Origin of the sequence: Luteirhabdus pelagi (genome assembly GCF_016827595.1) — a bacterium.
Classification (GTDB): domain Bacteria; phylum Bacteroidota; class Bacteroidia; order Flavobacteriales; family Flavobacteriaceae; genus Luteirhabdus; species Luteirhabdus pelagi.
Genome location: NZ_JAECMS010000001.1, coordinates 686,376 through 712,101 on the forward strand (window position 1 = coordinate 686,376; position 25,726 = coordinate 712,101).

25 protein-coding genes are annotated in these 25,726 nt (G+C 43.8%); 14 read left to right on the forward strand and 11 right to left on the reverse strand.

All coding sequences use genetic code 11. The features are described from left to right. Positions 1-1,224 precede the first annotated feature (1,224 nt). The gene (locus tag I4Q58_RS03130; RefSeq protein ID WP_236002808.1) at positions 1,225-1,593 is read left to right on the forward strand and encodes a 3D domain-containing protein; all 369 of its coding nucleotides are present in this window, start codon (positions 1,225-1,227) and stop codon (positions 1,591-1,593) included. Here I4Q58_RS03130 and I4Q58_RS03135 read toward each other — a convergent pair. Beyond that, a complete protein-coding gene (locus I4Q58_RS03135) occupies positions 1,590-1,880 on the reverse strand; it encodes a GNAT family N-acetyltransferase (protein WP_203293608.1) in 291 nt (96 codons plus the stop codon). The two genes, I4Q58_RS03130 and I4Q58_RS03135, sit on opposite strands and share 4 nt — an antisense overlap. A 3-nt stretch (positions 1,881-1,883) precedes the next feature. Then, positions 1,884-2,303: a (4Fe-4S)-binding protein gene (locus I4Q58_RS03140; protein WP_203293610.1), complete on the reverse strand. Its 420-nt coding sequence runs from the start codon at positions 2,301-2,303 to the stop codon at positions 1,884-1,886. A 52-nt stretch (positions 2,304-2,355) separates the two neighbouring features. Here I4Q58_RS03140 and I4Q58_RS03145 point away from each other — a divergent pair, with 52 nt between their 5' ends. Continuing rightward, the gene (locus tag I4Q58_RS03145; RefSeq protein ID WP_203293612.1) at positions 2,356-3,063 is read left to right on the forward strand and encodes a hypothetical protein; all 708 of its coding nucleotides are present in this window, start codon (positions 2,356-2,358) and stop codon (positions 3,061-3,063) included. Positions 3,064-3,069: 6 nt separating this feature from the next. Further along, the gene (locus I4Q58_RS03150; RefSeq protein WP_203293614.1) at positions 3,070-3,408 is read left to right on the forward strand and encodes a hypothetical protein; all 339 of its coding nucleotides are present in this window, start codon (positions 3,070-3,072) and stop codon (positions 3,406-3,408) included. Between the two features lie 416 nt (positions 3,409-3,824). On the opposite strand, the gene I4Q58_RS03155 is transcribed toward I4Q58_RS03150, so the two are convergent. Beyond that, positions 3,825-5,987: a T9SS type A sorting domain-containing protein gene (locus tag I4Q58_RS03155; protein WP_203293616.1), complete on the reverse strand. Its 2,163-nt coding sequence runs from the start codon at positions 5,985-5,987 to the stop codon at positions 3,825-3,827. 120 nt (positions 5,988-6,107) lie between these two features. Here I4Q58_RS03155 and kynU point away from each other — a divergent pair, with 120 nt between their 5' ends. The 5 genes from kynU (at position 6,108) to I4Q58_RS03180 (ending at position 11,919) form a co-directional block, all read left to right on the forward strand. Beyond that, positions 6,108-7,373 carry a kynureninase gene (kynU, locus tag I4Q58_RS03160; RefSeq protein ID WP_203293618.1) on the forward strand — a complete coding sequence of 422 codons (1,266 nt, stop codon included), beginning with the start codon at positions 6,108-6,110 and terminating at the stop codon, positions 7,371-7,373. Between the two features lie 122 nt (positions 7,374-7,495). After that, positions 7,496-8,893 carry an FAD-dependent oxidoreductase gene (locus I4Q58_RS03165; RefSeq protein WP_203293620.1) on the forward strand — a complete coding sequence of 466 codons (1,398 nt, stop codon included), beginning with the start codon at positions 7,496-7,498 and terminating at the stop codon, positions 8,891-8,893. A gap of 244 nt (positions 8,894-9,137) precedes the next feature. Next, entirely contained in the window at positions 9,138-9,563 is a 426-nt protein-coding gene (locus I4Q58_RS03170) for a RidA family protein (RefSeq protein ID WP_203293622.1), read from the forward strand. A gap of 72 nt (positions 9,564-9,635) precedes the next feature. Further along, positions 9,636-10,463: an alpha/beta hydrolase gene (locus tag I4Q58_RS03175; RefSeq protein WP_203293624.1), complete on the forward strand. Its 828-nt coding sequence runs from the start codon at positions 9,636-9,638 to the stop codon at positions 10,461-10,463. Between the two features lies 1 nt (position 10,464). Continuing rightward, entirely contained in the window at positions 10,465-11,919 is a 1,455-nt protein-coding gene (locus I4Q58_RS03180) for an aldehyde dehydrogenase (RefSeq protein ID WP_203293626.1), read from the forward strand. A gap of 155 nt (positions 11,920-12,074) precedes the next feature. Here I4Q58_RS03180 and I4Q58_RS03185 read toward each other — a convergent pair whose 3' ends face one another. After that, positions 12,075-13,082: a lipoate--protein ligase gene (locus tag I4Q58_RS03185; protein WP_203293628.1), complete on the reverse strand. Its 1,008-nt coding sequence runs from the start codon at positions 13,080-13,082 to the stop codon at positions 12,075-12,077. A gap of 131 nt (positions 13,083-13,213) precedes the next feature. Between I4Q58_RS03185 and I4Q58_RS03190 the strand changes: the two genes are divergently transcribed. From I4Q58_RS03190 to I4Q58_RS03200, 3 genes are all read left to right on the forward strand, one after another. Continuing rightward, the gene (locus I4Q58_RS03190) at positions 13,214-13,999 is read left to right on the forward strand and encodes an SDR family oxidoreductase (protein WP_203293630.1); all 786 of its coding nucleotides are present in this window, start codon (positions 13,214-13,216) and stop codon (positions 13,997-13,999) included. Between the two features lie 205 nt (positions 14,000-14,204). Further along, positions 14,205-15,290: an amidohydrolase family protein gene (locus I4Q58_RS03195; protein WP_203293632.1), complete on the forward strand. Its 1,086-nt coding sequence runs from the start codon at positions 14,205-14,207 to the stop codon at positions 15,288-15,290. 171 nt (positions 15,291-15,461) lie between these two features. Further along, entirely contained in the window at positions 15,462-16,103 is a 642-nt protein-coding gene (locus tag I4Q58_RS03200; protein WP_203293634.1) for an O-methyltransferase, read from the forward strand. A 208-nt stretch (positions 16,104-16,311) separates the two neighbouring features. On the opposite strand, the gene I4Q58_RS03205 is transcribed toward I4Q58_RS03200, so the two are convergent. From I4Q58_RS03205 to I4Q58_RS03235, 7 genes are all read right to left on the reverse strand, one after another. Further along, the gene (locus I4Q58_RS03205) at positions 16,312-17,820 is read right to left on the reverse strand and encodes a S8 family peptidase (protein ID WP_203293636.1); all 1,509 of its coding nucleotides are present in this window, start codon (positions 17,818-17,820) and stop codon (positions 16,312-16,314) included. Positions 17,821-17,894: 74 nt separating this feature from the next. Further along, a complete protein-coding gene (locus tag I4Q58_RS03210; RefSeq protein WP_203293638.1) occupies positions 17,895-18,452 on the reverse strand; it encodes a phosphatase PAP2 family protein in 558 nt (185 codons plus the stop codon). After that, positions 18,452-18,739 (reverse strand): twin-arginine translocase TatA/TatE family subunit, encoded by a 288-nt coding sequence (tatA, locus tag I4Q58_RS03215; RefSeq protein WP_203293640.1) that lies wholly within the window; start codon positions 18,737-18,739, stop codon positions 18,452-18,454. Before tatA ends, I4Q58_RS03210 begins: the two co-directional genes overlap by 1 nt. A gap of 114 nt (positions 18,740-18,853) precedes the next feature. Beyond that, entirely contained in the window at positions 18,854-21,178 is a 2,325-nt protein-coding gene (locus I4Q58_RS03220; protein ID WP_203293642.1) for a M1 family metallopeptidase, read from the reverse strand. A gap of 62 nt (positions 21,179-21,240) precedes the next feature. Then, on the reverse strand, positions 21,241-21,750 hold the full coding sequence (locus I4Q58_RS03225) for a DUF6702 family protein (RefSeq protein ID WP_203293644.1): 510 nt from the start codon (positions 21,748-21,750) through the stop codon (positions 21,241-21,243). 63 nt (positions 21,751-21,813) lie between these two features. After that, a complete protein-coding gene (locus I4Q58_RS03230) occupies positions 21,814-22,599 on the reverse strand; it encodes a peptidase associated/transthyretin-like domain-containing protein (protein WP_203293646.1) in 786 nt (261 codons plus the stop codon). Then, on the reverse strand, positions 22,571-23,392 hold the full coding sequence (locus tag I4Q58_RS03235) for a carboxypeptidase-like regulatory domain-containing protein (RefSeq protein WP_203293648.1): 822 nt from the start codon (positions 23,390-23,392) through the stop codon (positions 22,571-22,573). Before I4Q58_RS03235 ends, I4Q58_RS03230 begins: the two co-directional genes overlap by 29 nt. A 73-nt stretch (positions 23,393-23,465) precedes the next feature. Here I4Q58_RS03235 and pepE point away from each other — a divergent pair, with 73 nt between their 5' ends. From pepE to I4Q58_RS03250, 3 genes are read left to right on the forward strand one after another with little or no spacing between them, the layout of a single operon-like run. Beyond that, entirely contained in the window at positions 23,466-24,170 is a 705-nt protein-coding gene (gene pepE, locus I4Q58_RS03240; protein ID WP_203293650.1) for a dipeptidase PepE, read from the forward strand. Positions 24,171-24,183: 13 nt separating this feature from the next. Then, the gene (locus I4Q58_RS03245) at positions 24,184-24,924 is read left to right on the forward strand and encodes a M15 family metallopeptidase (protein ID WP_203293652.1); all 741 of its coding nucleotides are present in this window, start codon (positions 24,184-24,186) and stop codon (positions 24,922-24,924) included. Between the two features lie 27 nt (positions 24,925-24,951). Further along, positions 24,952-25,719, forward strand: coding sequence for a M48 family metalloprotease (locus I4Q58_RS03250; protein WP_203293654.1), 768 nt, complete (start codon positions 24,952-24,954; stop codon positions 25,717-25,719). Positions 25,720-25,726: the final 7 nt, after the last annotated feature.

Genomic DNA, 25,726 nt, shown 5'->3' on the forward strand with positions numbered 1-25,726 from the left:
AAATACCATCCATTTTCAAATCATCAAATTTTCAAATCATACCATCTTCTCCACTCCTCAACTCATAGACTCCTCCACTTTTTTCACCCCTCACATCTCACTTCAATTCTAAATTCTGAATTCTGAATTCTGAATTCTTAACTCTGAACTCTCACTTCTCAATCCTAAATTCTGAACTCTGAACTCTGAACTCTGAACCCTCAATTCTCCCTACTACCTACTACCTTTAACTATTAACTATTAACTTTTAACTCCTAACAGCTAACGGCCAAAAGTCAAAAAAAGCCTATCGCATAAAGCTTATAGCATACCCGCCCGAACGCCCGCCTGACAACTTTCGGGCAGGTACCGTTCGGTACGGGCGGGCAGCGTATAGTTTACAGCGTATAGCTTACAGCGTATAGCGTATAGCTTCAAGCGACTATCGACTAATGACTACCGACCAACAAAATACCATCCATTTTCAAATCATCAAATTTTCAAATCCTGCCATCTTCTCCACTCCTCGACTCATAGACTCCTCCACTTTTTTCACCCCTCACATCTCACTTCAATTCTAAATTCTAAATTCTAAATTCTAAATTCTGAATTCTGAATTCTGAATTCTTAACTCTGAACTCTGAACTCTGAACTCTGAACTCTGAACTCCGAACTCTGAACTCCGAACTCCGAACTCTGAACTCTTAACTCTGAACTCTCACTTCTCACTTCTCACATCTCAATACTCCCTACTACCTACTACCTTTAACTATTAACTTTTAACTCCTAACAGCTAACGGCCAAAAGCCAAAAAAAGCCTATCGTATAAAGCGTATAGCTTCTATCGACTAATGACTAATGACTACCGACTAACAAAATACCATCCATTTTCAAATCATCAAATTTTCAAATCATACCATCTTCTCCACTCCTCAACTCATAGACTCCTCCACTTTTTTCACCCCTCACATCTCACTTCAATTCTAAATTCTGAATTCTGAATTCTGAATTCTTAACTCTGAACTCTCACTTCTCAATTCTCAATTCTCAATTCTGAATTCTCACTTCTCAATTCTCAATTCTCAATTCTGAACTCTGAACTCTGAATTCTCAATTCTCACATCTCACTACTCACTACTCACTACCTGTCTGCCGACAGGCAGGCTCACTACTCACTTCAATATTTTTCGTATCTTCTCTACCATGCCCATCACCAAAACATATAGACAACTTAGAATGATAGCAATGATCTTAGCTATATGTCTCTTTACCCACTGCGACACCCCCGTCGAAACGCAAACGCTACCGGTGACCGCCACAGCTTATGTAACGCCTTCCAATACAAACAAAACCTATCTTGGGGCCTGGGGCGATACGCTAAAACCGGGCGTGAATGCTATTGCGGTTTCACGCGATCTGCTCCAAAAAGGACTGACCTATGGCGATGAAGTGGCTATTGAAGGATTGGAAGGGACGTTTCTGGTAATGGATAAAATGCATAGCCGATGGACCGACAAGATCGATATCTATATGGGCCACGATAAAAAAGCGGCCCGCGAATGGGGCAAGCAAAAAGTGATTATCTCTTGGGTGGTGGAGGCGGCAGATGACTAAACATGATAGCCGTCGGCGATCATCGACTTCCATTCCGGGTTCTCACGGATGTAATGCGCTACAAACGGACATTGCGGTACGATCTTAACCCCTTCCTCTTGTAGCATTTCTAAGGTTTGTTTCACCAGCTCGGTACCAACGCCCTCGCCTTCTTCCTTTTCAGGGACTTCCGTATGGGTAAGGTATACGCCATTCTTGGCGCGGATGTATTCTATTAGTGCCAGTCCCGATCCTACTGTTGCTTCAAAGCGGTGACGTTCCTTGTTTTCGGTTACGTTTAGATTCATAGATTATTGCTTGCTATGGGTGCCGTCGCAAAACGGTGCGTTTCCGGTATTGCCGCAGCGACAAAATGCCGTTGCCTTCGTTTTTTGTTCTTCCCGGCCATCGTCATGCTGAACGGTAATACTACCAAAGACCATCAACGGTCCGTCTTTCATCACTTCTACTTTCATATTCTCTTTTTTACTTTCGGAATCCACTTCCGCTTTTCCCATAGCATTCATATAATAGGAAAGCGCCCCACTCGGACAAGCCTTTACGGTATCCACAATATCGGACGTCTTACTATTATCCAATTGAATCCAGGGCCGCACCTTCGGCTTAAACACCTCCGGCAATCCCTTGGTGCATTTTCCCGAATGGATGCACAAATCAGGCTTCCAGAGTACGGTTACTTCGCCATTGCTATATTCTTTTGTTGTCGCCATATTCTAAAGATACGAAATTATGTCGTTCGATGGGGTTTATGTATTTTTACATATGAAACCAACCCACCTATTATTCTTATTCGTTCTGTTTACACTCGCAAGCTGCAAGGAAAACAAAGACACCGACGTGGTCCAGAACGCAGTTGAGGAAGTATCCGAAACCGTCGCCGATGCCCGTACACCCGCTGAAAAAATAGCGATTGCAAATGGCGAACCCGCATGGAACGATGTCACAAGCCTACGCTTCACCTTTAATGTGGATCGGGGTGAAAATCATTACCAACGGTCATGGATCTGGTATCCCAAACAAAATGAAGTGGTCAAAAAAGCGGAAGGTGACGAAAACGATATTCGCTACAATCGAAACGAGATCGATAGCAGCCTAACGGAAACAGATGCGGCCTTTATCAATGATAGCTATTGGCTGTTGGCACCCTACAAGTTGAAGTGGGACGAAGGCGTACAATTCTCAGAACCCAAAAAGACGGAGGCGCCCATCTCTAAAGACCAACTGTGGAAGATCACGGCTACCTATGGCGATGAAGGTGGGTATACCCCGGGCGATGCCTACGATTTCTTCTATGACGATGACTACCGCATCCGCGAATGGGTGTACCGAAAGGATAATGCCGATGAACCCTCCATGATGACTACTTGGGAAGGGTATAAAACCATGAAAGGATTAATTTTGTCTACTTCCCATAAGAATCCCGATGGAAGTTTCCATCTCTATTTTAGCGACATCTCCATTCAAAAATAAACGCGTATGGAAACGGCAATCTTTACCTTACTCGGAACCTTGGTAGGCGGCCTCATCAGTTGGTTGCTTCAGAAACAACGCTTCAGTCAGGAGCTAAAAATCCTTCAGGAGCAATACAAAACCGATTTTATGGCGGAAACCACTGCCAAGCATTTTCTTAATCACCAAGGCTACACCGACCGTTCATTTGAAACCCTTCAAAAACATCTCGGTGGCTTTGAAGATGACGAACTTCGAAAAATATTGGTCCGTGCCGGCGCTATCCGAACCTATCGCGAAGATGGTAGTGAGTGGTGGCGCTTATTATCGCGCATGGATGAGTTTTTGGAGAAGGTCAAAAATTAGGTTTTACGTTTCGTACGTAGAAGTAGCGTAAACAATTTCTTTAAATTTTTTCCGTGGATAAACCGTGAACTGTGAACCGTGAACTGAATATAGAGTCTAATTGACTAATTTTCAAATCATCAAATTTTCAAATCGTGCTATCTTCTCCACTCCTCTACTCATGGACTCTTTAACTTTGTTTACCGATCACTTCTCACTTCTCAATTCTCAATTCTGAACTCCGAACTCTGAACTCTTAACTCTGAACTCTCACTTCTCAATTCCTCACTCCTTTGCAACTAAAGATATACCATCAATTTTCAAATCATCAAATCTTCAAATCCTGCCATCTTCTCCACTCCTCAACTCATAGACTCCTCGACTTTGCTCACCGCCTGCCTGCCGGCTAGGCAGGCTCACCACTCACCACTCACCGTTCACCGTTTAATAATCCGGCTCGACCAAACCTCAGTATCGTTTTCCGAAAGGCGAAGAATATAAATGCCCTGCTGCATAGCAGCTACCGAAACGGTAAAACGTTGAGAATCGTCAAAAATCGCTGGGGTTTGTAATACCAACCGACCTTGCATATCAAACACATCCAATTGTAAGTTCTTATCGGTATCGTAAAACAAGGTAATGTTGTCGCGGGCCGGATTCGGATAAGCAATACCTTCTTGGGCTAACTGACCCGTAAAATATTTCTCGGCAAAGGCAAAGGCTTCCTTTCCAATGGCATCGCCAATTCTTCTCCCCGGGATATCATCTACCGGCGGATGGATACCGCCCCAAATGCGCGATAAGCTGGTTTGGTCACTCGCATCAAAGTAGGTGGCCCATTGCAATTCAAAACTTTCGGAGGGGCCTTTTTCAAACTTTAAAAACGCCCCTTCTGGAATTTCAAAAACGCCCATGCCACCAGGGAAATATTCACTCCCAGTCAATTGCGTCATGATTTCCGCTGCGGCGCGGGAAAAGGTGGAGTGACCAGAAACATAGCCGGCAAACGGTGGGGTAACAAATGACGGACGCTGATACGGAAACCATTCCTCTGCAAACATCCAGCCCACGCCAGCAATGTCTTCACTCGGATCGATAATTTCCTCAGGCCCCTTCCAGGTATAAATTTTAATGCGGCCTACATTTTCGTCAAAGGCACCCGATAGCGGATCGTCCTCATCTACAATTTCAATATAGCCGGGAAGTAATGGGATTCCATGCGGATGATAGCTCGGCAAATTGGGATCGCTACTTTGTCCCTTAGTTGCCATATAGCGAATAGCACTCACCGGACGTACATAATCGTAATACCCTTTAATTCCCCAAGAAGTCACCGCCACATCATGCATGGTGCCGCCTAAGGTAAAATAGGATTTTACGTCCCATTCCAGATCGTTCAACACTTCCCCTTGACCTTTAAAGCGCTTTTCCAATTGTGGATGGTCGCTTACCGTATTCAAGATCGTAAACCAGTGTCCGGGCGGGGTTTCACTATCCGGACCATCGGCCCAAAACTCCGCCAACACCCGACCATAATCACCTAGCTTTACCATTTGGGGTTCATAGGGGTCACCGGTAACAGGGTTCACATCGCGACCCGTACTCGGATCGCCACCACCGGTTAAGTCGTAAAATTCGCCGAATTCTTCAAACGTCTCTGGAAAACTCTCAAAGGGAAGGTTCCCTAAGGAGGCAGGTGAAATATCAATTCGGGTTTCAATATTCGGATCTAAATGCGAGCCCCAGATTCCTACCAACGTAAAGCCCCATTTATAGGGATCGTCCAAACCGAGACCTTCCTGTATATACCAAGGGTTACCCGGATTATGATAAACATAGTAATCGAAGTTTGCGGTTTCAAAAATCTCTAAGTCTTCATCCGTAAGGCAAAAAGGCACGACCTGCCCCCATTCCGGACTTAGAAATGGGGGTTGACCACCGGGAATGGTATTGCCACTCTGGTCGACCCAGTTTTCAACCTTTAATGGCTGCCAATGGTTAGGGAATTCCATTGAAATATTTCCAGAGGTATCTAAGTTTAAGGGATCATTTAAAGGCTCATAAAATTGATTTTCATAACCACCCGCCTCATTCGCACCGTCCTGCATCCCAAACTCAATTATCTTTGCCGCCACGTAATTTCCCAACGCTGCAGGATTCCCATTTTTATAATTCGTATCGGTAAAGCTAGGATCGTAATTCATAGAGGCCATCAAGGCTTCAATGGAAGTAAAAATATCCTCCACGCCAGGCGAATTCACAAAACGATGCTTCATAATACGATATACCGCGTAACTAATCGCTTTCTTTCGTGCTTCTTCAATAGGTTCCTCCGTCGAAAAGCCTTCAAACGGACAAAAGAAATCGCCTACCGTATTGCCAAGAAAAAAGGGGCTTGCCTTCCGATCGAAAACCGACCAAATATCGTACATGGCAACAGAAGTATGAAATAGGTTACGGGCGTGGACGGTCGGACGTGCAAAGTCGTTCCGGATACCGTTCAACACTTCTTCATTCCACTGTCGCGCGATGGAGTGTTCTTGTGCTACAAAAGGCAGCGTAAACAAGAAAAATAGAATTGGGAGTATAAGTCGCTTCATATCAATTTCAAAAATACAAATCTTAATGAAATGTTAAGTCAATATTATTCTTGTTTTCATAGGAAGGGGAAGAACAGCTTAAAATTCCTATTTTTGTGTACCGCCGAAAACCAACCTTACATGAAGTACGAAAACTCGTTGGAATTTGCCCAACAATGCGATGCGAAGGATCCCTTGCGTCATTTTCGAAATCAATTTCACCTTCCTACCGCTACTGATGGCAATCCGCTGATCTATCTCTGCGGAAACAGCCTTGGCCTTCAACCTAAAAAAACGACGGCGTATATCGAAGAAGTGCTGGGCGATTGGGCTGCTTTGGGAGTGGAAGGCCATACGGAAGCAAACCATCCGTGGTTGCCGTATCATGAATTTCTCACCAAAACAATGGCGGAAATCGTCGGCGCGAAACCGAGTGAAGTGGTCATGATGAATACGCTAACGACCAACCTTCATCTAATGATGGTTTCCTTTTATCAGCCTACTTCCACCCGCTACAAAATAGTGGTGGAAAGCGATGCCTTTCCAAGCGATAAGTATGCCGTGAAAAGTCAGTTGAAGTTTCATGGTTTCGATGCCGAGGAAGGCTTGATCCTCTGGAAGCCGCGTGAAGGCGAAGAACTGTGCCGTTTTGAAGACCTTGAAGCCATCATGGAAGAACAAGGCGATGAAGTTGCGCTGCTAATGATTGGAAGTCCGAATTACTATAGCGGACAAGCGTTTCCCCTAAAAAAGATTACAGAACTGGGTCATAAACATGGTGCAAAGGTTGGATTCGATTTGGCGCATGGCGCTGGAAATATTCAACCGAACCTACACGAATCGGGTGCTGATTTTGCCGTGTGGTGTAGCTATAAATACCTCAACAGCGGCCCTGGAAGTCTGGGGGGCTGTTTTGTACATGAACGCCATGCCGAAAATGAGCAACTAAAACGCTTTACCGGCTGGTGGGGCCATAATAAGGAAACGCGTTTCAACATGCGAAAAGAATTTGAAGCCCTCCCCGGCGCAGAGGGATGGCAGCTTAGCAACCCTCCTATCCTATCGATGGCAGCCATACGTGCTTCGCTTGATGTATATGCGGAAGCAGGCTTCGATGCCCTTCGGAAGAAGTCGGTACAACTCACAGGCTTTTTGGAATTTTTGTTGAAGGAGGTTGAAACCGATAGTATTGAAATCATTACCCCTTCCAATCCTGATGACCGTGGCTGTCAGCTATCGATTCAGGTGAAGAATGCCGATAAAAGCTTACACGATAAGCTAACCAAAGCGGGGGTGATTAGCGATTGGCGCGAACCGGATGTGGTTCGGGTAGCCCCAGTGCCGTTGTACAATAGTTATGAAGATGTATTCGAGTTTGTAGAACGGTTGAAGAAAATTTTATGGTAGCTTGTCCCCCCGAGCGCCCGCCTGCAGGCAAGGCTGGCAGTCGAGGGGTTTTATTTATGTACAATTAAATAGTTTTCAACTACTCCCAACCTGACAAATATTTGACTGACAAAAAATTTTATATGAAAGAATCCCAACATATTTTGATTATCGGAGCAGGGCTTTGCGGCAGTCTGCTCGCCTTACGAATGGGGCAGCGTGGCCATAAAGTGACCTTGGTTGAAAAGCGGCCCGACCTTAGGAAGGTAGATCAGGATGCCGGTCGGTCCATCAACCTGGCCTTAAGCGATCGTGGGTTGAAAGCCTTGCGCTTGGCGGGTGTTGAAGAGCAGGTAAAGGAACTGTGCATCCCGATGAACGGACGAATGATTCACGATACGGAAGGCAATACGTTTTTGAGCAGGTATAGCGGACGTGAAGACGAATTTATCAATTCCATCTCGCGGCCAGGCCTAAACAAATTACTGCTCGATGCTGCGGAAGCCTTACCAAATGTTACGCTTCACTTTAACCTAGGCTGTACGTCGGTCGATTTACCGTCGGCTACCGCTACCTTCAAAAATTACGAAAACGATGAGAAGGTAACGTTTAGTGGCGATGTGCTCTTCGGAACCGATGGTGCCGGTTCGGCCGTACGAAAAAGTATGTTCAACCATAAAAAATTCCTGTTTAGCTTTTCGCAACAATGGTTGACGCACGGTTATAAGGAATTGGAAATTCCACCGGCAGAAGATGGCGGGTATAGAACCTTTACAAACGCCCTTCATATTTGGCCACGGGGTGAAGATATGTTAATCGCCCTTCCAAATTTGGATGGCAGTTTCACCGTAACCCTTTTCTTGCCCTATTCCAACAGCGATTATTGTTTCGATACGCTGACCACTCCTAAAATGGTCACCGAATATTTTGAAAAGGAATTTCCCGACGCGCTAGAGTTGATGCCACACTTGGCAGAGGAGTTTTTTAACAATCCTACCGGTCCCTTGGGTACCATAAAATGCAGTCCGTGGAGCTGCTATGGCAAAAACCTGCTGATGGGCGATGCCGCCCATGCGATTGTTCCCTTTTACGGGCAAGGCATGAACGCTTCGTTTGAAGATGTGTATGTATTTGATCAGATGATGGACGAACATGACAACTGGGAATCCTTATTTCAGGCCTACGAAGCGAAGCGAAAAAAAGATACGGATGCGATTGCCGATTTGGCGGTCGATAATTTCCATGAAATGAAGGAGCATACGGCCAGTCCGCTATTTCAACAAAAGCGAAAACTGGAAACCGCCTTCGAAAAGGAATTTCCGCAGGAATATTTCAGCAAATATTCGCTGGTCACCTTCCATGAGGATATTCCCTATTCCGAAGCCATGAAAAGAGGCCGCGCCCAAGACAAGGCAATGCTAAATTTAATCGATGATGGCAAATTACCCGAATCGCTTTCACTCCGTGAAAAGTTGGAAGCCGTAAAGAAAGAGACCGAAGAAATTTTACACGACGATGCAGTAGTCCGAAACTTAAAATAATTTCAAGACCTTGACCTCACAGGTTTTTGAAACCTGTGAGGTCTAAAAGAAAAAAACACCTGCTGGGTTTCAAAAAACCCGGTGATGACCCGCTGGGTTTAAAACACCCGGTGGGTCTAAAACACCAACCAACCCGCTGCGTTTCAAAAAACCCGGTGGGTCTAAAAAACTGACCGACCCGCTGGGTTTACCAAACCCGGTGGGTCTAAAAGAAAACACCCGGTGGGTCTAAAAGAAAACAACCATGAGCAACAAAAACAGACTAGTAGAAGGAAAAGCAACCCCTCGAGGCGCCTATCCACACGTAAAACGTGTAGGCGATTTTATTTTTATCAGTGGCACGAGCTCCCGAAATTCAGATAATTCGTTCGCCGGCGTACACCAAGTGGATGAAATGGGCAGTATGCGATTGGATATCGAGGAACAGACCCGTGCGGTGATTGAAAACATTCGTGACTATCTCGCTACCGAAGGGGCTACATTGGAGGATGTGGTCGATATCACTACTTTTTTGGTGAACATGAACGACTTCGCGGGCTATAACAAAGCCTATGGCGAGTATTTTAGCAAGGAAAACGGCCCGACACGAACAACAGTGGCCGTACACCAATTACCACACCCGCATTTGGTGGTGGAGATTAAGGCGATGGCATATAAGCCAAGGCAATAAGCCGTACGCTGCCCGCCCGTACCGAACGGTAAGTTCGGGCGGGTAGGCTGTAAGCAAAGCACTATCTTAATTATGAAGAATCAGCTACTATTTAGTTTTCTCTTTACACTCATGTTCTGCGGAAGTAAGGCGCAGGAGGTACCTAATGTTATAAAGGAACCGTTGTCTATTGGTGAAACCCTAACGTTTACCTCTTCGGTGTTAGGGGAAGAACGACAATTAAATGTCTATTTGCCGAATGGCTACGCTGAAAATAAGGACAAAGAATATCCGGTCATCTATCTGTTGGATGGATCCATGGATGAAGATTTTATCCATATTGCCGGCTTGGTGCAGTTTGGCTCTTTTTCTTGGATTGAAATGGTGCCAGAATCAATCGTCGTCGGCATTGCGAACGTAAATCGAAATCGCGATTATACCTACCCTTCCACCGATAAAGAATACGTCAACAAATATCCCGAAACGGGACATTCTGAAGCTTTTATTCAATTTGTTGAAGAAGAAGTACAGCCATTGGTGGAAAATACCTTCCGGGTCACCGACGAAAAAACCTTAATTGGACAATCCCTAGGGGGTTTGGTAGCGACGGAAATACTATTTAAAAAACCTGATCTCTTCACCAATTATATTATTGTAAGTCCCAGTTTATGGTACGATTATGAATCCCTACTGAAAATGAAGCCAGTCTCCTACAAGGGCGAAAAGAAAATCTTTATCGCCGTAGGAAAGGAAGGTGAAGTTATGGAGCGCGTGGCAAATGAATTATATGAAAAGCTCCAGAAAGAAAAGGGAAAGAAAACAACCCTTGGCTTTAAATTCTTACCTGAGCAGGATCATGGCGATGCCTTGCATCTAGCGGTGTATCATGCTTTTGAAACGCTCTTCGCAAAAAAGAAATAACATGGAAAAGATTCTGAACTATATCGATGGCGAATACCGCGAACCACAAAGTGGAAAGTGGTTGGATAATTACGAACCAGCTTCTGGGGAGGTATATTCCAAAATTGCGGATAGCGATGCGAGTGATGTTGCCGCTGCTTATGAGGCTGCCAAAAATGCCTTCCCGGAATGGAGCAATACCCCTATCGAAAAACGCAGCCGCATCTTGATGAAGATTGCCGATCTGATTGAAGAAAACCTTTATCGCTTAGCGGAAGCTGAAAGCAAGGACAACGGTAAACCCTTATCCTTAGCCACAACCATCGATATTCCAAGAGCTTCTGCCAATTTTCGCTTCTTTGCCAACGCCATCACCCAGTTCTCGAGTGAAGCCCATGAAAGTGTCGGATTACAGACCATGAATTTCACCTTGCGTCAGCCGCTGGGCGTAGTAGGCTGTATTTCGCCATGGAATTTACCGCTCTATTTATTCACTTGGAAAGTAGCACCTGCCATTGCCGCCGGAAATTGTGTGGTCGCCAAACCAAGTGAAGTCACGCCTCTTACGGCATTTTTGTTGGGTGAAATCCTTACGGAAGCGGGACTGCCCAAAGGTGTTTTAAATATTGTGCATGGTACCGGCCCATCGGCGGGCCAGGCCATTGTGGAGCATGCTGACATCAAGGCGATTTCTTTTACGGGGGGTACCAAAACCGGTGAACACATTGCAAGAACGGCTGCCCCGATGTTTAAAAAATTATCGTTGGAGCTCGGCGGAAAGAATCCAAACCTCATCTTTGGCGATTGTGACTATGAAAAAGCGCTGAATGTTTCGGTACGCTCAAGTTTTGCCAACCAAGGACAGATTTGTTTGTGCGGTAGCCGTATGTATATCGAGGCGTCCATCTACGATCAGTTTAAAAATGATTTTGTTGAAAAAGTCAAAGCCTTACAGGTTGGCCACCCTTCCGAAGCCGACACCAATATCGGGGCAGTGGTTTCAAAACCGCATATGGAAAAAGTCCAATCATATATCAAGTTAGCAAAAAAAGAAGGCGCTACGCTGCTGTATGGTGGTGAAGCGGTTACCATAGAAGGATATGAAAATGGCTATTACCTACAACCTACCATTTTGGAAGTCGACGACAATACCTGTCGCATTCAACAGGAAGAGGTGTTCGGACCCCTGGTAACATTGATGAAGTTTTCTTCGGAAGAAGAAGCATTGGCATTAGCGAATGGTGTGAAATACGGACTTTCCGCCACCCTTTGGACCCAAAACTTGGACAGGACCATGAGACTATCAAAACAGTTGGAGGCTGGTATCGTTTGGGTGAATACCTGGTTGAATCGCGATCTACGCACGCCATTTGGGGGAATGAAGCAAAGCGGCGTCGGCCGTGAAGGCGGGTTTGAAGCCTTACGCTTCTTCACCGAACCGAAGAATGTGTGTATTCAGTTTGGCGATAGGCTGTAGGTAGTAAGCTATAGGCTATACCATACTCCATACCTGTCTGCCCTGTCTGCCGACAGGCAGGCGACAGGCAGGCTCCATTCTCCATTCTCCATTCTCAATACTCAATACTCAATACTCAATACTCAATTCAAGCGAAGTGTATCGAGAACAGTCACTTATTCCCCCTCATCAGCCCCATACAACAATTCGATAAAATCGTGCTTGTCGATAGCGCCAACATAATTTTGTAATTTGACATTTCGAAGCGATTTTTCAATTTCACCTTTATCGTATCGCAACCCTACTAAGCGGTCTTCCAAATCGGAAATGGGCTGGTTTCCGAAGAAATCACCATAAATCGTCAGTTCCTCTATCACTCCCTTTTCAACAAAAATCCGTAAATCGACCGTACCCGCATCAAAGCGTTTTTCACGTTGAATGTTGAATTTCGGCGAACGTCCGAAGTTCCAATCCCAAGTATCGTACTTCTCCTCCTTCAGCGCATGAACTTTTTTCCACTCTGTATCGGTTAAGTGATAGGTTTCAAAATCGTCACGATCGTCGTATAACCCTTTTAATATCTTCGACCGAAAAGAGAGAATATCCATTTTCTCATCCAAAAATTCCGAAATATTGGCCACCCGACTGCGCACCGACTTATGACCTTTACTCTGAATCTTGCTCATTTTTACATTCAGTGCGTTGGCTACTTCACCTAATTCGCTATCCAGCAATAAAGTTCCGTGACTCAGCATTCTTTTTCCTGTTGAAAATTGGGCGTTACCCGATATTTTTCGTCCGTCGACCACCACATCGTTCCGACCTTTCATCTCGGCCTGAACCCCCATATCATGCAATACCTTTACGACAGGTGCCGTCACTTTTTTAAAGTTGTTTAGGCTTTTGATATCATGGTCGGTGATAAAAGAGAAGTTCAAATTTCCAAAGTCATGATAGACGGCACCCCCACCGGAAACACGTCGCACCACATGAATCCCTTTTTCCTCTACATACTCATGATTGATTTCCTCTAAGGTGTTTTGGTTTCGACCGATAATGATGGACGGTTCATTGATATAAAATAAGAGGTAATCCTGCCCACCGTTGAAATTTCGAACGATATATTCCTCCAATGCCAAATTAAGGTGTGGATCGTTTATGCCTTCGTTTTCAATAAATACCATAGTCTGTTTTCTTCTTCACAATTTTCCATAAAAATACGGATTTATAGCCGAAGCTACCATCTTCAGCAAAACGCCGTTTACGGAATCTGAATTCCGCAGAAAATCTTAGTATCTTTACGGAAAAACAACGCATGAATCTAGACCTAACCGATAAAAATGCCATGGTTTGCGGTAGTACCGCAGGAATTGGCAAAGCGACTGCCAAGCAATTGGCAGAACTGGGGGCAACGGTAACCCTTGTTGCCCGAAATGAAGAAAAACTGAAGGAAACGCTTATCGAGCTCGATCATAAGGAAGGGCAAAAACATAATTATTATGTGGCCGATTTCTCGAATCCAGAGCAAGTAAAAGCGGTAGCACAGAAAGCAGCGGAAAACAAGACCTTTCATATATTGATCAATAACACGGGCGGACCAAAAGGCGGACCTATTTTCGATGCGGAAACGGATGAGTTTACAAACGCCTTTTCGCAGCATTTGGTTTGTAACCAGATTTTGGTGCAGGCCTTGGTTCCAGGAATGAAGGAAGCCGATTACGGACGCATTATCAATATCATATCAACCTCGGTGAAACAGCCAATCGACGGACTTGGTGTTAGCAATACCATCCGTGGTGCCGTGGCCAATTGGAGCAAGACCTTGGCGAACGAACTGGGCCAATACGGTATTACCGTAAACAATGTATTGCCTGGCTTTACGGCGACAGACCGTTTGGAAAATATAATTGACAAAGCAGCACAGCGATTTGATGGCGATACATCAAAAGCGCGTAACTTTATGCAGAGCATTGTTCCGGCAAGGCGATTTGCACAACCGGGCGAAATTGCGAATGCCGTTGCTTTTTTATCAAGTGAAGCCGCGAGCTACATCAACGGGATCAATTTACCGGTTGACGGCGGACGCACGAAGAGTTTATAGGAGCACCCATTGCGTGAGCGATAGCAGCGGCATCCAATTTTGGTGGTTTCGCTGAGTTTGACAGCCCTTCGACAGGCTCAGGGTGACAAATCAGAGTGACAGTTCCTGTGATAAGTTTAGGAAAATTCTGGATCACCAAAATTGATATAGCGGATAGCGCGGCCGTAGGACACGCCCAAAAAACAACCAACAAAAAAAGACCCACATGAAACGAAAATTGCGAATTAACGGTCACTCCCACTTACTTCCCTATCCTGAGGAGATCCCACAATTTATGAAGGACAAGGGCATCTTTTGGGTCGATAAGGACCGAAAGTTTATGCTTCAAAAAGATTGGAGCCGCCCCGTTACCGATTCAAGTTTCTTTCTGAAGGAAAAGTTGGAATGGATGGAACGATATAAAATCGACCATGCCGTGGTGCTGAACCTTTCCCAATTGTATGGAAATGGACTTCGTGTGGAAGAAATGAAGCAAGCCTTACGGTTTCAGAATGATTTCAATGCAAAGGTACAGCATGAAAATCCCTCAAAATTTACCTGTGGCTTTGTGGTACACCCAGGATTTGTACGCGGTGCCTTATGGGAAATCGAGCGCTGTGTGGAAGAGCTTGGATTACAGTTACTGTGTTTGCCAACGCATTATATGGACACCATCGGGACCTGGCGCTGTATTTTTGATGAAGAGAACGAGCCGATCTTTGAGCTGGCAAGTAAGTATAACCTAGCGGTGGAGATCCATCCGTATGATGGTGAAAAATTTATCAAATTGGAAAATACCGCGTGGCGCTTTCACCTTATCTGGATGCTGGCACAATGTGCCGATGCCTATCATTTCCTGACGCTTAATGGCTATGCCGACAAATATCCGAACATGCGGACCTGTTTTGCACATGGTGGGCAGTTGGCACAGATCAATTTGGGACGCAGAATCCAAGGATTTGACGGTCGACCCGATTTGTTTGAAGGCAAGGTGCACCCAAGAAAAGCAGTAGGCCATAAAAATATCTTCTTCGATACCTTAGTGCATGATACCGGTTCCTTAAAACTATTGGTAGAGAACCAAGGGGCGAAGCAGGTCTTGGTTGGATTGGACGACCCCTATCCGTTGGGTGAAATGGAAAGCGCCCCACAATCTTCCTACCCAGGAAAGATTTTGGATTTAGCGATGAAGCGCGACATCATTACATCCGATCAGGCCGATAGCATGTGGCACGACAATGTAATACAGTGGCTTTGTGGCGACGATGAAGAAGCGAAGAAAAAGTTAGTAGCACGGATTGAAGGAAACTAATGTAGAATTCAGAATTTAGAATTATGAATTATGTGCGATGATTTCGAGAGCCCTGATTGCCATCAGGCAGGCTCAATCACCGTACTATAATTACTTAACACTATTAACTAACCTCTAGAGACTAGAGACTTAAGACCATCGACTAACAACTACAGACTACAGACTTAAGACATGGATTTTTTACCAGACGACATAAACGATTACGTAGAGAAACATTCACAACCAGAACCGGAATTGCTACAGCAACTAAACCGGGAAACCTGGCAGAAGGTATTGGCCCCGCGAATGCTAAGCGGTCATTTGCAAGGAAGAGTACTGAGCATGCTTTCAAAATTAATTCGTCCGAAGCGTATTTTGGAAATAGGGACCTATACGGGCTATTCGGCCTTGTGCCTAGCAGAAGGATTAACGGAAGACGGCAAGCTTCACACCATCGACTATAATGAAGAATTGCATGACTTCCAACGGAAGTATTTCGATAGATCGAAGTATGGCGATCAGATTATTCAGCATACTGGAAACGCATTGGAAATAATTCCCACTATCGATGAAACATTCGACATTGTCTTTATCGATGCCGATAAGCATAACTATCCGAATTATTTGGAATTGATACTTCCAAAGATGACCTCTGGCTCCGTTATTTTAAGCGACAATGTATTATGGAGTGGAAAGGTGGTACAACCGGTAAAGGACGATGATGAAGATACTAAAGCATTAATACAATACAACAAACTGCTTAACGAGCATCCAAAACTGGAAACCGTATTACTACCCATTCGCGATGGATTGACGGTTTCGAGGGTACGATAAGAACTTACTATATCGTGGCTATGTCATGTTTCAGTCGTGTTTGGGTCATGTCTCCTTCGTGTAAAGGGTATGTAAGATTCCTAAAATGCTCACTTTTATTCAAAAGATCAAACCAGTTGTATAAAGCGTTCGATACAGTCTCGGCGCCCCCTTAAAACGAATCCGGCACAAGGCCGGATTTGTCTTTATCTGATATAATAGCTCCTATTTACTGAACAGCTTCCAATGCATCTATATTTCCATACCCTTTCGTGCTATCCTTATACGGATAAAACTCGGAGCTTTGTCGCATTCTGTTCAATACTTGGCTACGCGACCATCCTGGATATTTCGACCATACCAAGGCCGCGATACCCGCTGTCGTCGCAGTAGCTACAGATGAGCCACCCACATAATCGCGATCGCCATTATAGAATCCTAATACCGTTCCAGTACGTCCGTTGTTATTATCGCGCTCCATGACAATAGTGAACTCAATCTCGCTTCCGTCATGGCAGGTATCACACTGTTGATAGGTACCATCGTCGGTAATACCCGTTACGGCCACTGTTTCATTCATGCTTGCGGGAAAAATAACAGGATACCAATTGGTGAAGTTTAAGGATGTTCCACCAGCGGCGAAAATCAATTTACCTCGATTGTACGCATACTTCACAGCATCGCGAACATTTCCTATGCCCCATGGATATCCAACTGACATCGAGATGATCTTTACATCACTTCTATTTCCAAGTTGCTTCAAAGCGTCGGAAACACCTTTTCGCTCATGGTAATCGTTTAGTACTACATCTTCTGTAGCGCGATACGACACCAGATTACAGTTATAAGCCACTCCTACTGGCATGTTTTCATTGTTTCGAGGCGATGCAATAGTACTTCCCATACTGGTTCCATGGCCACATTTGTCGTGCGGACCGTCATAGTTGCTACTCCACCACCATGCCGAATCGATAAAAGTTCCATATTTTTGGATACTTCTACCACTGCTCCAGCCATCATTGAATTTATTCCCCAAAAATGGTTGACTTTGGGAAACACCCGTATCGATAAGTCCAACGGTAATTCCAGCGCCTGTGCTGTGGGCCCAAGCTTGTTCAATATTGTGTTCGTCGTACGTCCAGCTTACTAGAGCACCTGGCGCTACGGTACGGTAGTCGTTTGTATTCAGGGTCTGACCGTCTTTATCGCAGCCACTGGAAGAACGTTGTTGGGGATAGGTTTCACTGGTGAAATGTGAATAACCATTCGGTTCCAGATAGCGAATGTCGGTGCGCTTTCGAAGTTCTGTTATGGTAGCAAGGTTTTTCACCTCGACATCAATTACATTCAGAATAGCATCATCGTCCATTAGCATATCAGCGCGACGACTGTTTTCTGACGCTGCCACCGTTGCGATGATCTGGTTTTTTGAAGCGGTAAGGCGTCTGTTTTCGGAAGTTCGAAAACTTTCACCTTCTTCTCCATAACCAATCGTTAGGATATTGCTACCATGTACCGTTGCACTCCAAAGTACTTGATCGCTTACAGTACTCCAACTGAAGTCGCCATTAGCTCGCAGTTCAGCATCGATGATGGCATTGATTTGTGGGATGGTTAACAATTCTTGTTGTGAAGTGGAAGTAAGATCTGTTTCTTGAACTTCTTCTGAAATAGGATCTTGGGTACACGCGGCAAGCGCCAAGAATCCTGCTACAATGAAATAGTGAATTCTTTTCATATTAGGTTGGTTTTGTTGATTTCGTTCCAAGATACGAAAAAAACACTCTTAATCTTCACCTAAGAAATTCACTTTCAACGAATAGCTACTAATATGCGTTTTGTAGCCACATACCCGCCGTAGGCCATTACTACGCCAACCATAGCTCCTACCACAATATCACTAGGATAATGGACCCCTACAAAAATACGACTGGCTACAAATAATAACGGCCACAGATATGCAAGGTAAATCCATTTGGTATAGTGGCGTATGACCAATACCATAAACGTCGTTACTGAAAAACTGGAGCTCGCATGGCCTGAGAAAAAACTGAAATTCGAAGGTCGCTGTAAAATTCGGATAAGTTCCGACAATGCTTCAACATTATTAGGGCGTAGACGTTCGATACTCTCCTTCACCGTGTTGGTAAGAAGCATCGTCAGCCCAACAGTTACTAGCAGCATCAATAATACTATTCCCCCTTTTTTTGCTCGATAATAAAAGAATATCAAACCGATGAATATTATAAATAAGGGAGTCCAAGTTTCCTCTTGGGTTATGGTTATCCAAAACGCATCATACCGTTCGATCCCTAAGTTATTCAAGAAAATAAAAAGCTCTTGATCCCAATGTTTCAGGAGCTCAAGCATTAGAACTTACGCTTAATGGGACCTGTAATTTCTTCTACGTCATCTTTTACCTGATCGATTTCCTTACGCACATCCTTGGTTATATCTACATCAATTCCTTGCTTCTCGGCACTTTTAGTTATCTCCGATTTGATATCGTTTGTAGCATCCTTGATCTGTCGCATTCCCTTTCCCAAACCACGTGCGATTTCCGGCACCTTATCGGCACCAAAGACTAGCAGGACAATGAAGAGAATAAAAACAATTTCGGCCCCGCTAATAAATAGAAAAATAACTTGCGAAATCATGCTGCAAATATACGCAATTGAATACGGTTCGCGATAGCGTCATATAGACGATTTATAACAAAAAATCCCCACCAATCGAATTGGCAGGGATTTCGTTCCGTTTCAGTAACGCAATTAGTCTTGGTCGTTTCGTTGCTTAAACGATTCGAACTCGCTTAACTTCTTACGCTGTGGCCAAGTATTATTTTCGGTATCGATATCGGCTGTTTCTTCCTCTGGATCGACAACGATTTTTGTGATTTCCTTTTCAGTAGCCATCAACTTGCTTACCTCAGCATCATTTTTTCTCCAGATCTGTGCAGGGTACGTGATGGTTTCGGTGCTTCCATCTGCATAGTGATATTCAGCAATAATCGGCATTGGAATTCCACCCGGCTTTTCGAAGGTGATTTCGTAGAAGTATTTAGGCTTCTTCAATCGCGCACGCTCTTCAGCTGAATAATTATCCATAATAAATTCCTGAAGGGTACTAACATCCTTCAAAGAAGCATTTCGCATACTTTCATCGAAGTCTTCACTATCTTCTTCAACTAAATATACCAAAGGAGGAAGATCGCTTTCACTCATGCCGCGAGATTCCATCATTTGACGTACTTGGGCGTTCATCTTTGAAGTGACAAAGAATTTTTTCACATCCTTCACACCGATATCGGTAAATTCGGTAGTGTAGAACCATGCTCTCCAGAACCAATCTAAATCGACTGCTGATGCATCTTCCATTGAACGGAAGAAATCCTCTGGCGTTGGGTGTTTGAACATCCAACGATTCGAGTATACCTTAAATGCATAATCGAATAGGTCGCGCCCCATAATGGTTTCACGAAGTATGTTTAATCCAGTCGCTGGCTTTCCATAGGCATTTGCTCCAAAATTATAGGTATTTAATCCTTTTGTCATAATCGGTGCCATCTGATCTTGATCGGCCGACATATAATTTACGATATTCTTCGCCGGTCCGCGACGGGAAGGATATTTCTGGTTTGGTGCAATAGCATCTGGATATTTTTCACCAAAATCTTGCTCGGCTACATACTGTACGAAGGTATTCAATCCTTCGTCCATCCACGTCCACTGACGCTCATCGCTATTCACGATCATCGGGAAATAGTTATGTCCCACTTCGTGAATAATTACGGAAATCATTCCGTATTTCGTACGCTCGCTATAGTTTCCATCTTCGTCGGGACGACCATAGTTCCAGCAGATCATCGGATATTCCATTCCTTGATTCTTCGCATGCACTGAAATAGCTTTAGGATAAGGATAATCGAAAGTCATACGAGAATACGACTCCAAGGTACTGGCAACCGCTCTTGTAGAATATTCCTCCCACAATGGATTCCCTTCTGGTGGATAAAGTGAAACCGCCATCACAGTAGAACCGTTATTCTGCCTCACGGCCATCATATCCCAGATAAACTTACGCGAGGTTGCAAACGCATAGTCACGTACATTTTCTGCCTTGAATTTCCATGTTTTCTTGCTAGTAGCAAATCCTTTAGAAGCCGCTTCTGCTTCTTCTTGGGAAACGATAATTACAGGCTTATCGTAGTTTTTCTTCGCCATATCGTAACGGCGCATCATTTCTTTTGAGAATACCTCTTTTCTATTCTGAAGGCTTCCAGTAGCATCCAATACGTGATCGGATGGAACCGTAATGTTCACTTCAAAATCGCCAAAAGGAAGTGCGAACTCATCGCGACCCCAGAACTGACTGTTCTGCCATCCCTCAACATCATTATACACAGCCATACGCGGGTAGAACTGTGCGATAACATACGATCGGTTTCCGTCTGCAAATTCTTCATATCCACTACGAGCACGATTTACGGTATGGTCGGGAATATTGTACCACCATTTGATAGAAAAAGTGAAATCGTCGCCAGGCTCCATATCCTCTGGTAACTCGACACGCATCATCGTACGGTTAATAGTATGCGGGAGTGGTTTTCCGTCCTCATCTCGAACATAATCAATCTTAAAACCACCATCAAAACCTTCGGTCATTCTATTGGAAACGAAGCTTGCAGCCAATTCAGCTGGAACTGCTCCGTCGGGTTCAATTAGAGGCGATTTGGAGTCGCGGGCACGAACGTTTTGGTCTAATTGTACCCAAAGGTATTCCAATACATCTGGTGAATTATTATAGTACGTAATGGTTTCGGTACCATACAAGCGCTTTTCCTCATCGTTCAATTCGATATCCATTTCATAATCCGCCTGCTGCTGATAATAATTTGGTCCCGGCGCACCGCTCGCACTTCTGTATTGGTTAGGAGTAGAAAACTCCTCATACAGTTGCTTAAAACGGTTATTATTATAATGTCCTTGTTTTCGAACTTCTTCCGTTGCTTCGGAATTTTCCTCTTGATCCTGCGCTTGCATTATTCCTGTTGAAAGAAACAGGCTAGCGACAAAAAGATACTTAAGTATTTTCATAATATCTGCGATAATTTTTAGGCGGTTAAAAATAGGTTTTATGATACGGTTTGAAATGTGAATTACTTGAAGTTTAACATTTCTTTAGGTTTTGATTTTTCGAGAATAAAACTTCGGTTGGTTTGTGGTGTTTTTAGGTGAATGATATTTTGCTGATCATCGAACATATCGAAGAGTACTTCATTTTCAATTTCCAACGATTTCAATGTTGAAACATCCTTAATTTCAAGATAGGCACTCATAATGTCAATATCATATTCTCGACCTAAATACTCGGGTTCGATTTCTTTTCCATTCACCTTAAAATGAAGCTTTTTTAGGATGTAGGATCTTGCCAAATCGGCATAGGCTTCAGTTTCCTTGGTCGTTGCCAACGAAATATCCGGGTTTTGATATCGCTTTCGCAATACATTTTCCAAATCGTCGATAAATATTTTAGTGATAATCTGAAGTGACTCCTTCTTCTTCGCATACTCTACAATAGTAGTACTTACATAAAATTTATGCGCAATTCCGGCTCCCGAAAACAGCGGAATACAACATACGAGTACTAAGATTTTTAAAAACTTCATAGCCATTACCTGTTCATTAGATGTTGAGGCAACCTAAATGTTACAAGATTCATTCCTTTTTTCTCATTCTTCGGAAGAAAACCGCTCTCTATAAACAGGTGCCTTGGCTTCAAAAATAGCGATTACATTGGCGAAATCCTCTTTAATAAAAGCATTCTTCATATCGCTCGTTTCTAGACAAAACAATAAGAAGTCGTAGGTACGGTGTTCCGGTATCTGAAAGGCTTCACTAAAAAAATCGGAGGAATACAAGACTAGCAACGCTGCTACATTTTCGTTCTGTTGTTGCCACTCGCGTCGTTTTTTCAACTTTTTATAATAGCCACTGATATATTTGTACAATCCTTCAACGTCTACCGATACAGGCGTAATCACCTGACCAACAAGATTTGGAATTTTTTCTTCGTGTTCACCCTTGAACCCTGGAATACCAACATCATCAAAATTTAACTGCTTCTCTGTTTTGATATTTTTCAGGTCCGACGACAGGTTTCCCGTTAAATTCGGGCCTAGGTATACCTCATCCAATTCGTTTATAGCCTCTTTCAAATAGACGATCAAAGGCTGTTCATCCAATACTTTTTGTGTAATGACAACTTTTTTCACTTCATATTGAACGGATGAAAGCATGAGGGTATCATTTGCCTTCGCAGCTATTACAAACGCACCGTTTTGATTGGTAATGGTATTGTAACGGGAATTGAGGTTCATAACATGAATACTTTCCACGTCGCTTACATCCCGTACTTCACCCCTTAATTCTTGTCGCTGTTGCCCGTGGGAGGATATACTGAACAAAGCGATCAGCAAAAAGAGTAGCTTAGTCGGTTTTGAGATACACCGCTGCATACGCTTCGCTCTGCTCCAACATGAATTCGAACAACAACAATGCATTTTCATCGGTAAGCCATTCACTTTTAAGTCCATTATCGATAGTGTAATAGAGGAAATGCTTTGCTTTCTCCTTCGGTATTCCAAAGGTAGTCCACAAAAACGAATCTGAATAATGATTCTGTAAGGCTTCGAAAAGATCGCTTCTGCTTTTCAACTTTTCAGCTTTCCCCTTGCTTTTTTTCCGCTTTGGAAAAATTAATTCGGCCACCTTCACAAAATCCAGCGAAGCGACGGGCATTTTATTCAATCCAAGGGCATCCTCTGCGGCATTTCCCTGAATTTTCGATAGGCGATCTGGCGCAAATTCGTAATCGTTCATTATTGTTTCATACGATAAATCCCAATTGGGCACAAAGACATAAGTGTCGATATTTTCAGCGTCAATTTTTAAGTTTCCGGTAAGGGAATGCGGCCGAATAACCACCTCCTCCAATTCATTTATGGCGGGATTCAGGTAAATCTTCAAATTGTTTTTCAATATCGTTTCTTCGTCAACTATTACAGTGAAGGTCTGGTATTGCAATGCCGTAACCACAATATGGTCGTTACGCCCCATCAGTAATTCGAAAGCTCCAGAAGCGTCGGTCACCGTTCCTTTATTGATGGATTTATTAAAGATATGAACCCCTTCTACATCATCACCCACTGGGGCGGTAACAACCCCAGGAACAATAGTTCTTTCAGAAGTTTGCGCATGAAAAGTAGCGATACAGAATAAGGCAAGGAGTAAGGGGTAAAATTTTCCCATTGATAGAATTTACATTTGAAAGACGAGCGTTTGGCGGAAGCGTTTCTTATTTTTATGGTTTGAAGCGATTTTTATGAAAAACCTATTGTTAGCAAGTACTTCTACCGTGCACGGAGGTGCTTATCTTGACTACCTTTTATCAGAATTGGAAGCACTTTTTTTTGAAACCGATGACATCATCTTTATTCCCTATGCAAGACCTGGTGGCATTTCGCATAATCAATATACTGAAAAGGCTCATGATGCCTTTCAGAAAATTGGAAAATCTATCCGTGGCATACATACATTTGAAGATCCAGCAGCAGCCATCAAAAATAGCAAAGGTGTTTTTACGGGAGGTGGAAACACCTTCGTCTTGGTTAGTCAGTTGTACAACTTCAACATAATGCCTGCTTTACGGGAAGCAATTTTTGACGGCCTCCCCTACCTTGGCACCAGTGCCGGAAGTAATATTGCCGGTGTTACTATGCAAACGACCAACGATATGCCGATTATGTACCCGCCTTCATTTAAAACCTTGGGCGCCATTCCATTCAATATTAACCCACACTATTTAGACCCAGATCCCGATAGCAAGCATATGGGGGAAACTCGCGAAACAAGAATTGGCGAATTTCATGCGTACAATACCTTACCCGTGGTCGGAATTCGTGAAGGAAGTTGGTTGCGAGTGCAAGGCGATACTATAACGCTTGGCGGCGAACTTTCCGTTCGAATTTTTGAAAAGGACAAAGAAGCAGTAGAAAAAACCTCGGGTTCTGAAATTCACTTCGACTAAAAACATATTTGCTATGAATCGAAATCAATTTTTTAAAATCACCGCCTTGGGCGCCGTCGGTGTAAGTATGTTACCATCATTGAGTTTTACTACCCTACAATCATTTACAAAGGAACAGCTTACCGGAAGGGGAAATCCAGATTTAATTGGTGATAGCTATCGATCGACCATGCATCGACAGACAAAAGAAGCCTTTCAGAAAATGAGATCGGCAGCCGCAACTGAAAATATTGAATTGGAAGTGGTTTCTGCTTACCGAAGTTTCGACCGACAAAAACAGATTTTTGAAGGAAAGTATAAGCGCTTTACCAACCAAGGCCTCTCCCCTATGGAGGCTATTGATAAAATTGTAGAATATTCCACCATTCCCGGAACATCTCGTCACCATTGGGGTACCGACCTCGACCTCATCGATGGCAATGCACCACGGTCTGAAAATGTATTACAGGCGGAGCATTTTCACGGAAATGGTCCCTTTTGTAAGATGAAAGCTTGGATGGACGAACATGCAAACGAATTTGGTTTCTATGAAGTCTATACCGATAACGGAAATCGAAAAGGTTTTGCCTACGAACCTTGGCATTTTAGTTTTGCGCCCGTTTCCATACCGATGCTAAAGGAGTATAAGAAATTGAATGTAAAGGAAATTCTTATGGAAGAATCGGTTTTAGGCGCTGAACATTTCACCGATACCTTTATTGAAAAATACCGCAACGAGAATATTCTCGATATAAATCCCGAATTACTTTCGTAACTTTAACAGGCTTAAATACCTGAACCCATGAGACGAAGCAGCTGGAAAATCCGTATCCTTATCGGATTGGCCATTGTGGCCTTTGCTTTCTTCAAAAAATGCGCTAGCACTGAAGAGAACCCTTATACCGGAAAAGAACAGGCGATTGCCTTGACCACCGAAGAAGAAATTGCTATCGGATTACAAAGTGCACCGCAGATGGCCGAACAATATGGTGGTATGCATCCAGACCGACAGTTGCAGGAATATGTTGATTTGGTAGGTGAAAAATTGGTAACCAACACTATGGCGAGCAATACACCCTATCAATTCGATTTTCACTTGTTAAGCGACAGTGAAACTGTAAATGCTTTTGCCCTTCCGGGCGGACAAATTTTTATCACCTATGCACTCTATTCCAAATTGGAAAATGAAGACCAATTGGCAGGAGTGTTAGGACATGAAATCGGACATGTGCTAGGGAGGCATTCCGCAGAGCGAATCGCGGAAACAGAGTTTTGGCAGACCATTTCACAAGGTGCTTCGGTTGGTGCAGACGCTGGGGGATTGGTTGCCGGAATCGGTCAGAATGTACTGTTGGGCAACGGTCGCGACGATGAATTGGAAAGCGACGATCTCGGTGTTCGGTTTATGATCAATGCTGGCTACGAACCTAGGGAAATGATTGACGTAATGGAAATACTGAAGGCTGCAGCTGGACCCAATCGCGTACCCGAATTTAAAAGCACGCATCCCGACCCTGATAATCGAATCGAAAAAATTGAAGAAGCCATCGTAAAATATGGTGGCCAATAAGAATAAA

What these genes read in the sequence shown, in the direction of transcription:
- I4Q58_RS03200 (WP_203293634.1), top strand. Translation starts at nt 15,462, where the DNA reads ATGGATTTTTTACCAGACGACATAAACGATTACGTAGAGAAACATTCA.
- I4Q58_RS03235 (WP_203293648.1), bottom strand. Translation starts at nt 23,392, where the DNA reads ATGGGAAAATTTTACCCCTTACTCCTTGCCTTATTCTGTATCGCTACT.
- I4Q58_RS03250 (WP_203293654.1), top strand. Translation starts at nt 24,952, where the DNA reads ATGAGACGAAGCAGCTGGAAAATCCGTATCCTTATCGGATTGGCCATT.
- I4Q58_RS03185 (WP_203293628.1), bottom strand. Translation starts at nt 13,082, where the DNA reads ATGGTATTTATTGAAAACGAAGGCATAAACGATCCACACCTTAATTTG.
- I4Q58_RS03130 (WP_236002808.1), top strand. Translation starts at nt 1,225, where the DNA reads ATGATCTTAGCTATATGTCTCTTTACCCACTGCGACACCCCCGTCGAA.
- I4Q58_RS03210 (WP_203293638.1), bottom strand. Translation starts at nt 18,452, where the DNA reads ATGCTTGAGCTCCTGAAACATTGGGATCAAGAGCTTTTTATTTTCTTG.
- I4Q58_RS03205 (WP_203293636.1), bottom strand. Translation starts at nt 17,820, where the DNA reads ATGAAAAGAATTCACTATTTCATTGTAGCAGGATTCTTGGCGCTTGCC.
- I4Q58_RS03135 (WP_203293608.1), bottom strand. Translation starts at nt 1,880, where the DNA reads ATGAATCTAAACGTAACCGAAAACAAGGAACGTCACCGCTTTGAAGCA.
- I4Q58_RS03180 (WP_203293626.1), top strand. Translation starts at nt 10,465, where the DNA reads ATGGAAAAGATTCTGAACTATATCGATGGCGAATACCGCGAACCACAA.
- I4Q58_RS03195 (WP_203293632.1), top strand. Translation starts at nt 14,205, where the DNA reads ATGAAACGAAAATTGCGAATTAACGGTCACTCCCACTTACTTCCCTAT.
- I4Q58_RS03170 (WP_203293622.1), top strand. Translation starts at nt 9,138, where the DNA reads ATGAGCAACAAAAACAGACTAGTAGAAGGAAAAGCAACCCCTCGAGGC.
- I4Q58_RS03155 (WP_203293616.1), bottom strand. Translation starts at nt 5,987, where the DNA reads ATGAAGCGACTTATACTCCCAATTCTATTTTTCTTGTTTACGCTGCCT.
- I4Q58_RS03220 (WP_203293642.1), bottom strand. Translation starts at nt 21,178, where the DNA reads ATGAAAATACTTAAGTATCTTTTTGTCGCTAGCCTGTTTCTTTCAACA.
- tatA (WP_203293640.1), bottom strand. Translation starts at nt 18,739, where the DNA reads ATGATTTCGCAAGTTATTTTTCTATTTATTAGCGGGGCCGAAATTGTT.
- I4Q58_RS03245 (WP_203293652.1), top strand. Translation starts at nt 24,184, where the DNA reads ATGAATCGAAATCAATTTTTTAAAATCACCGCCTTGGGCGCCGTCGGT.
- I4Q58_RS03150 (WP_203293614.1), top strand. Translation starts at nt 3,070, where the DNA reads ATGGAAACGGCAATCTTTACCTTACTCGGAACCTTGGTAGGCGGCCTC.
- I4Q58_RS03230 (WP_203293646.1), bottom strand. Translation starts at nt 22,599, where the DNA reads ATGCAGCGGTGTATCTCAAAACCGACTAAGCTACTCTTTTTGCTGATC.
- I4Q58_RS03145 (WP_203293612.1), top strand. Translation starts at nt 2,356, where the DNA reads ATGAAACCAACCCACCTATTATTCTTATTCGTTCTGTTTACACTCGCA.
- I4Q58_RS03140 (WP_203293610.1), bottom strand. Translation starts at nt 2,303, where the DNA reads ATGGCGACAACAAAAGAATATAGCAATGGCGAAGTAACCGTACTCTGG.
- I4Q58_RS03225 (WP_203293644.1), bottom strand. Translation starts at nt 21,750, where the DNA reads ATGAAGTTTTTAAAAATCTTAGTACTCGTATGTTGTATTCCGCTGTTT.
- I4Q58_RS03165 (WP_203293620.1), top strand. Translation starts at nt 7,496, where the DNA reads ATGAAAGAATCCCAACATATTTTGATTATCGGAGCAGGGCTTTGCGGC.
- pepE (WP_203293650.1), top strand. Translation starts at nt 23,466, where the DNA reads ATGAAAAACCTATTGTTAGCAAGTACTTCTACCGTGCACGGAGGTGCT.
- I4Q58_RS03190 (WP_203293630.1), top strand. Translation starts at nt 13,214, where the DNA reads ATGAATCTAGACCTAACCGATAAAAATGCCATGGTTTGCGGTAGTACC.
- I4Q58_RS03175 (WP_203293624.1), top strand. Translation starts at nt 9,636, where the DNA reads ATGAAGAATCAGCTACTATTTAGTTTTCTCTTTACACTCATGTTCTGC.
- kynU (WP_203293618.1), top strand. Translation starts at nt 6,108, where the DNA reads ATGAAGTACGAAAACTCGTTGGAATTTGCCCAACAATGCGATGCGAAG.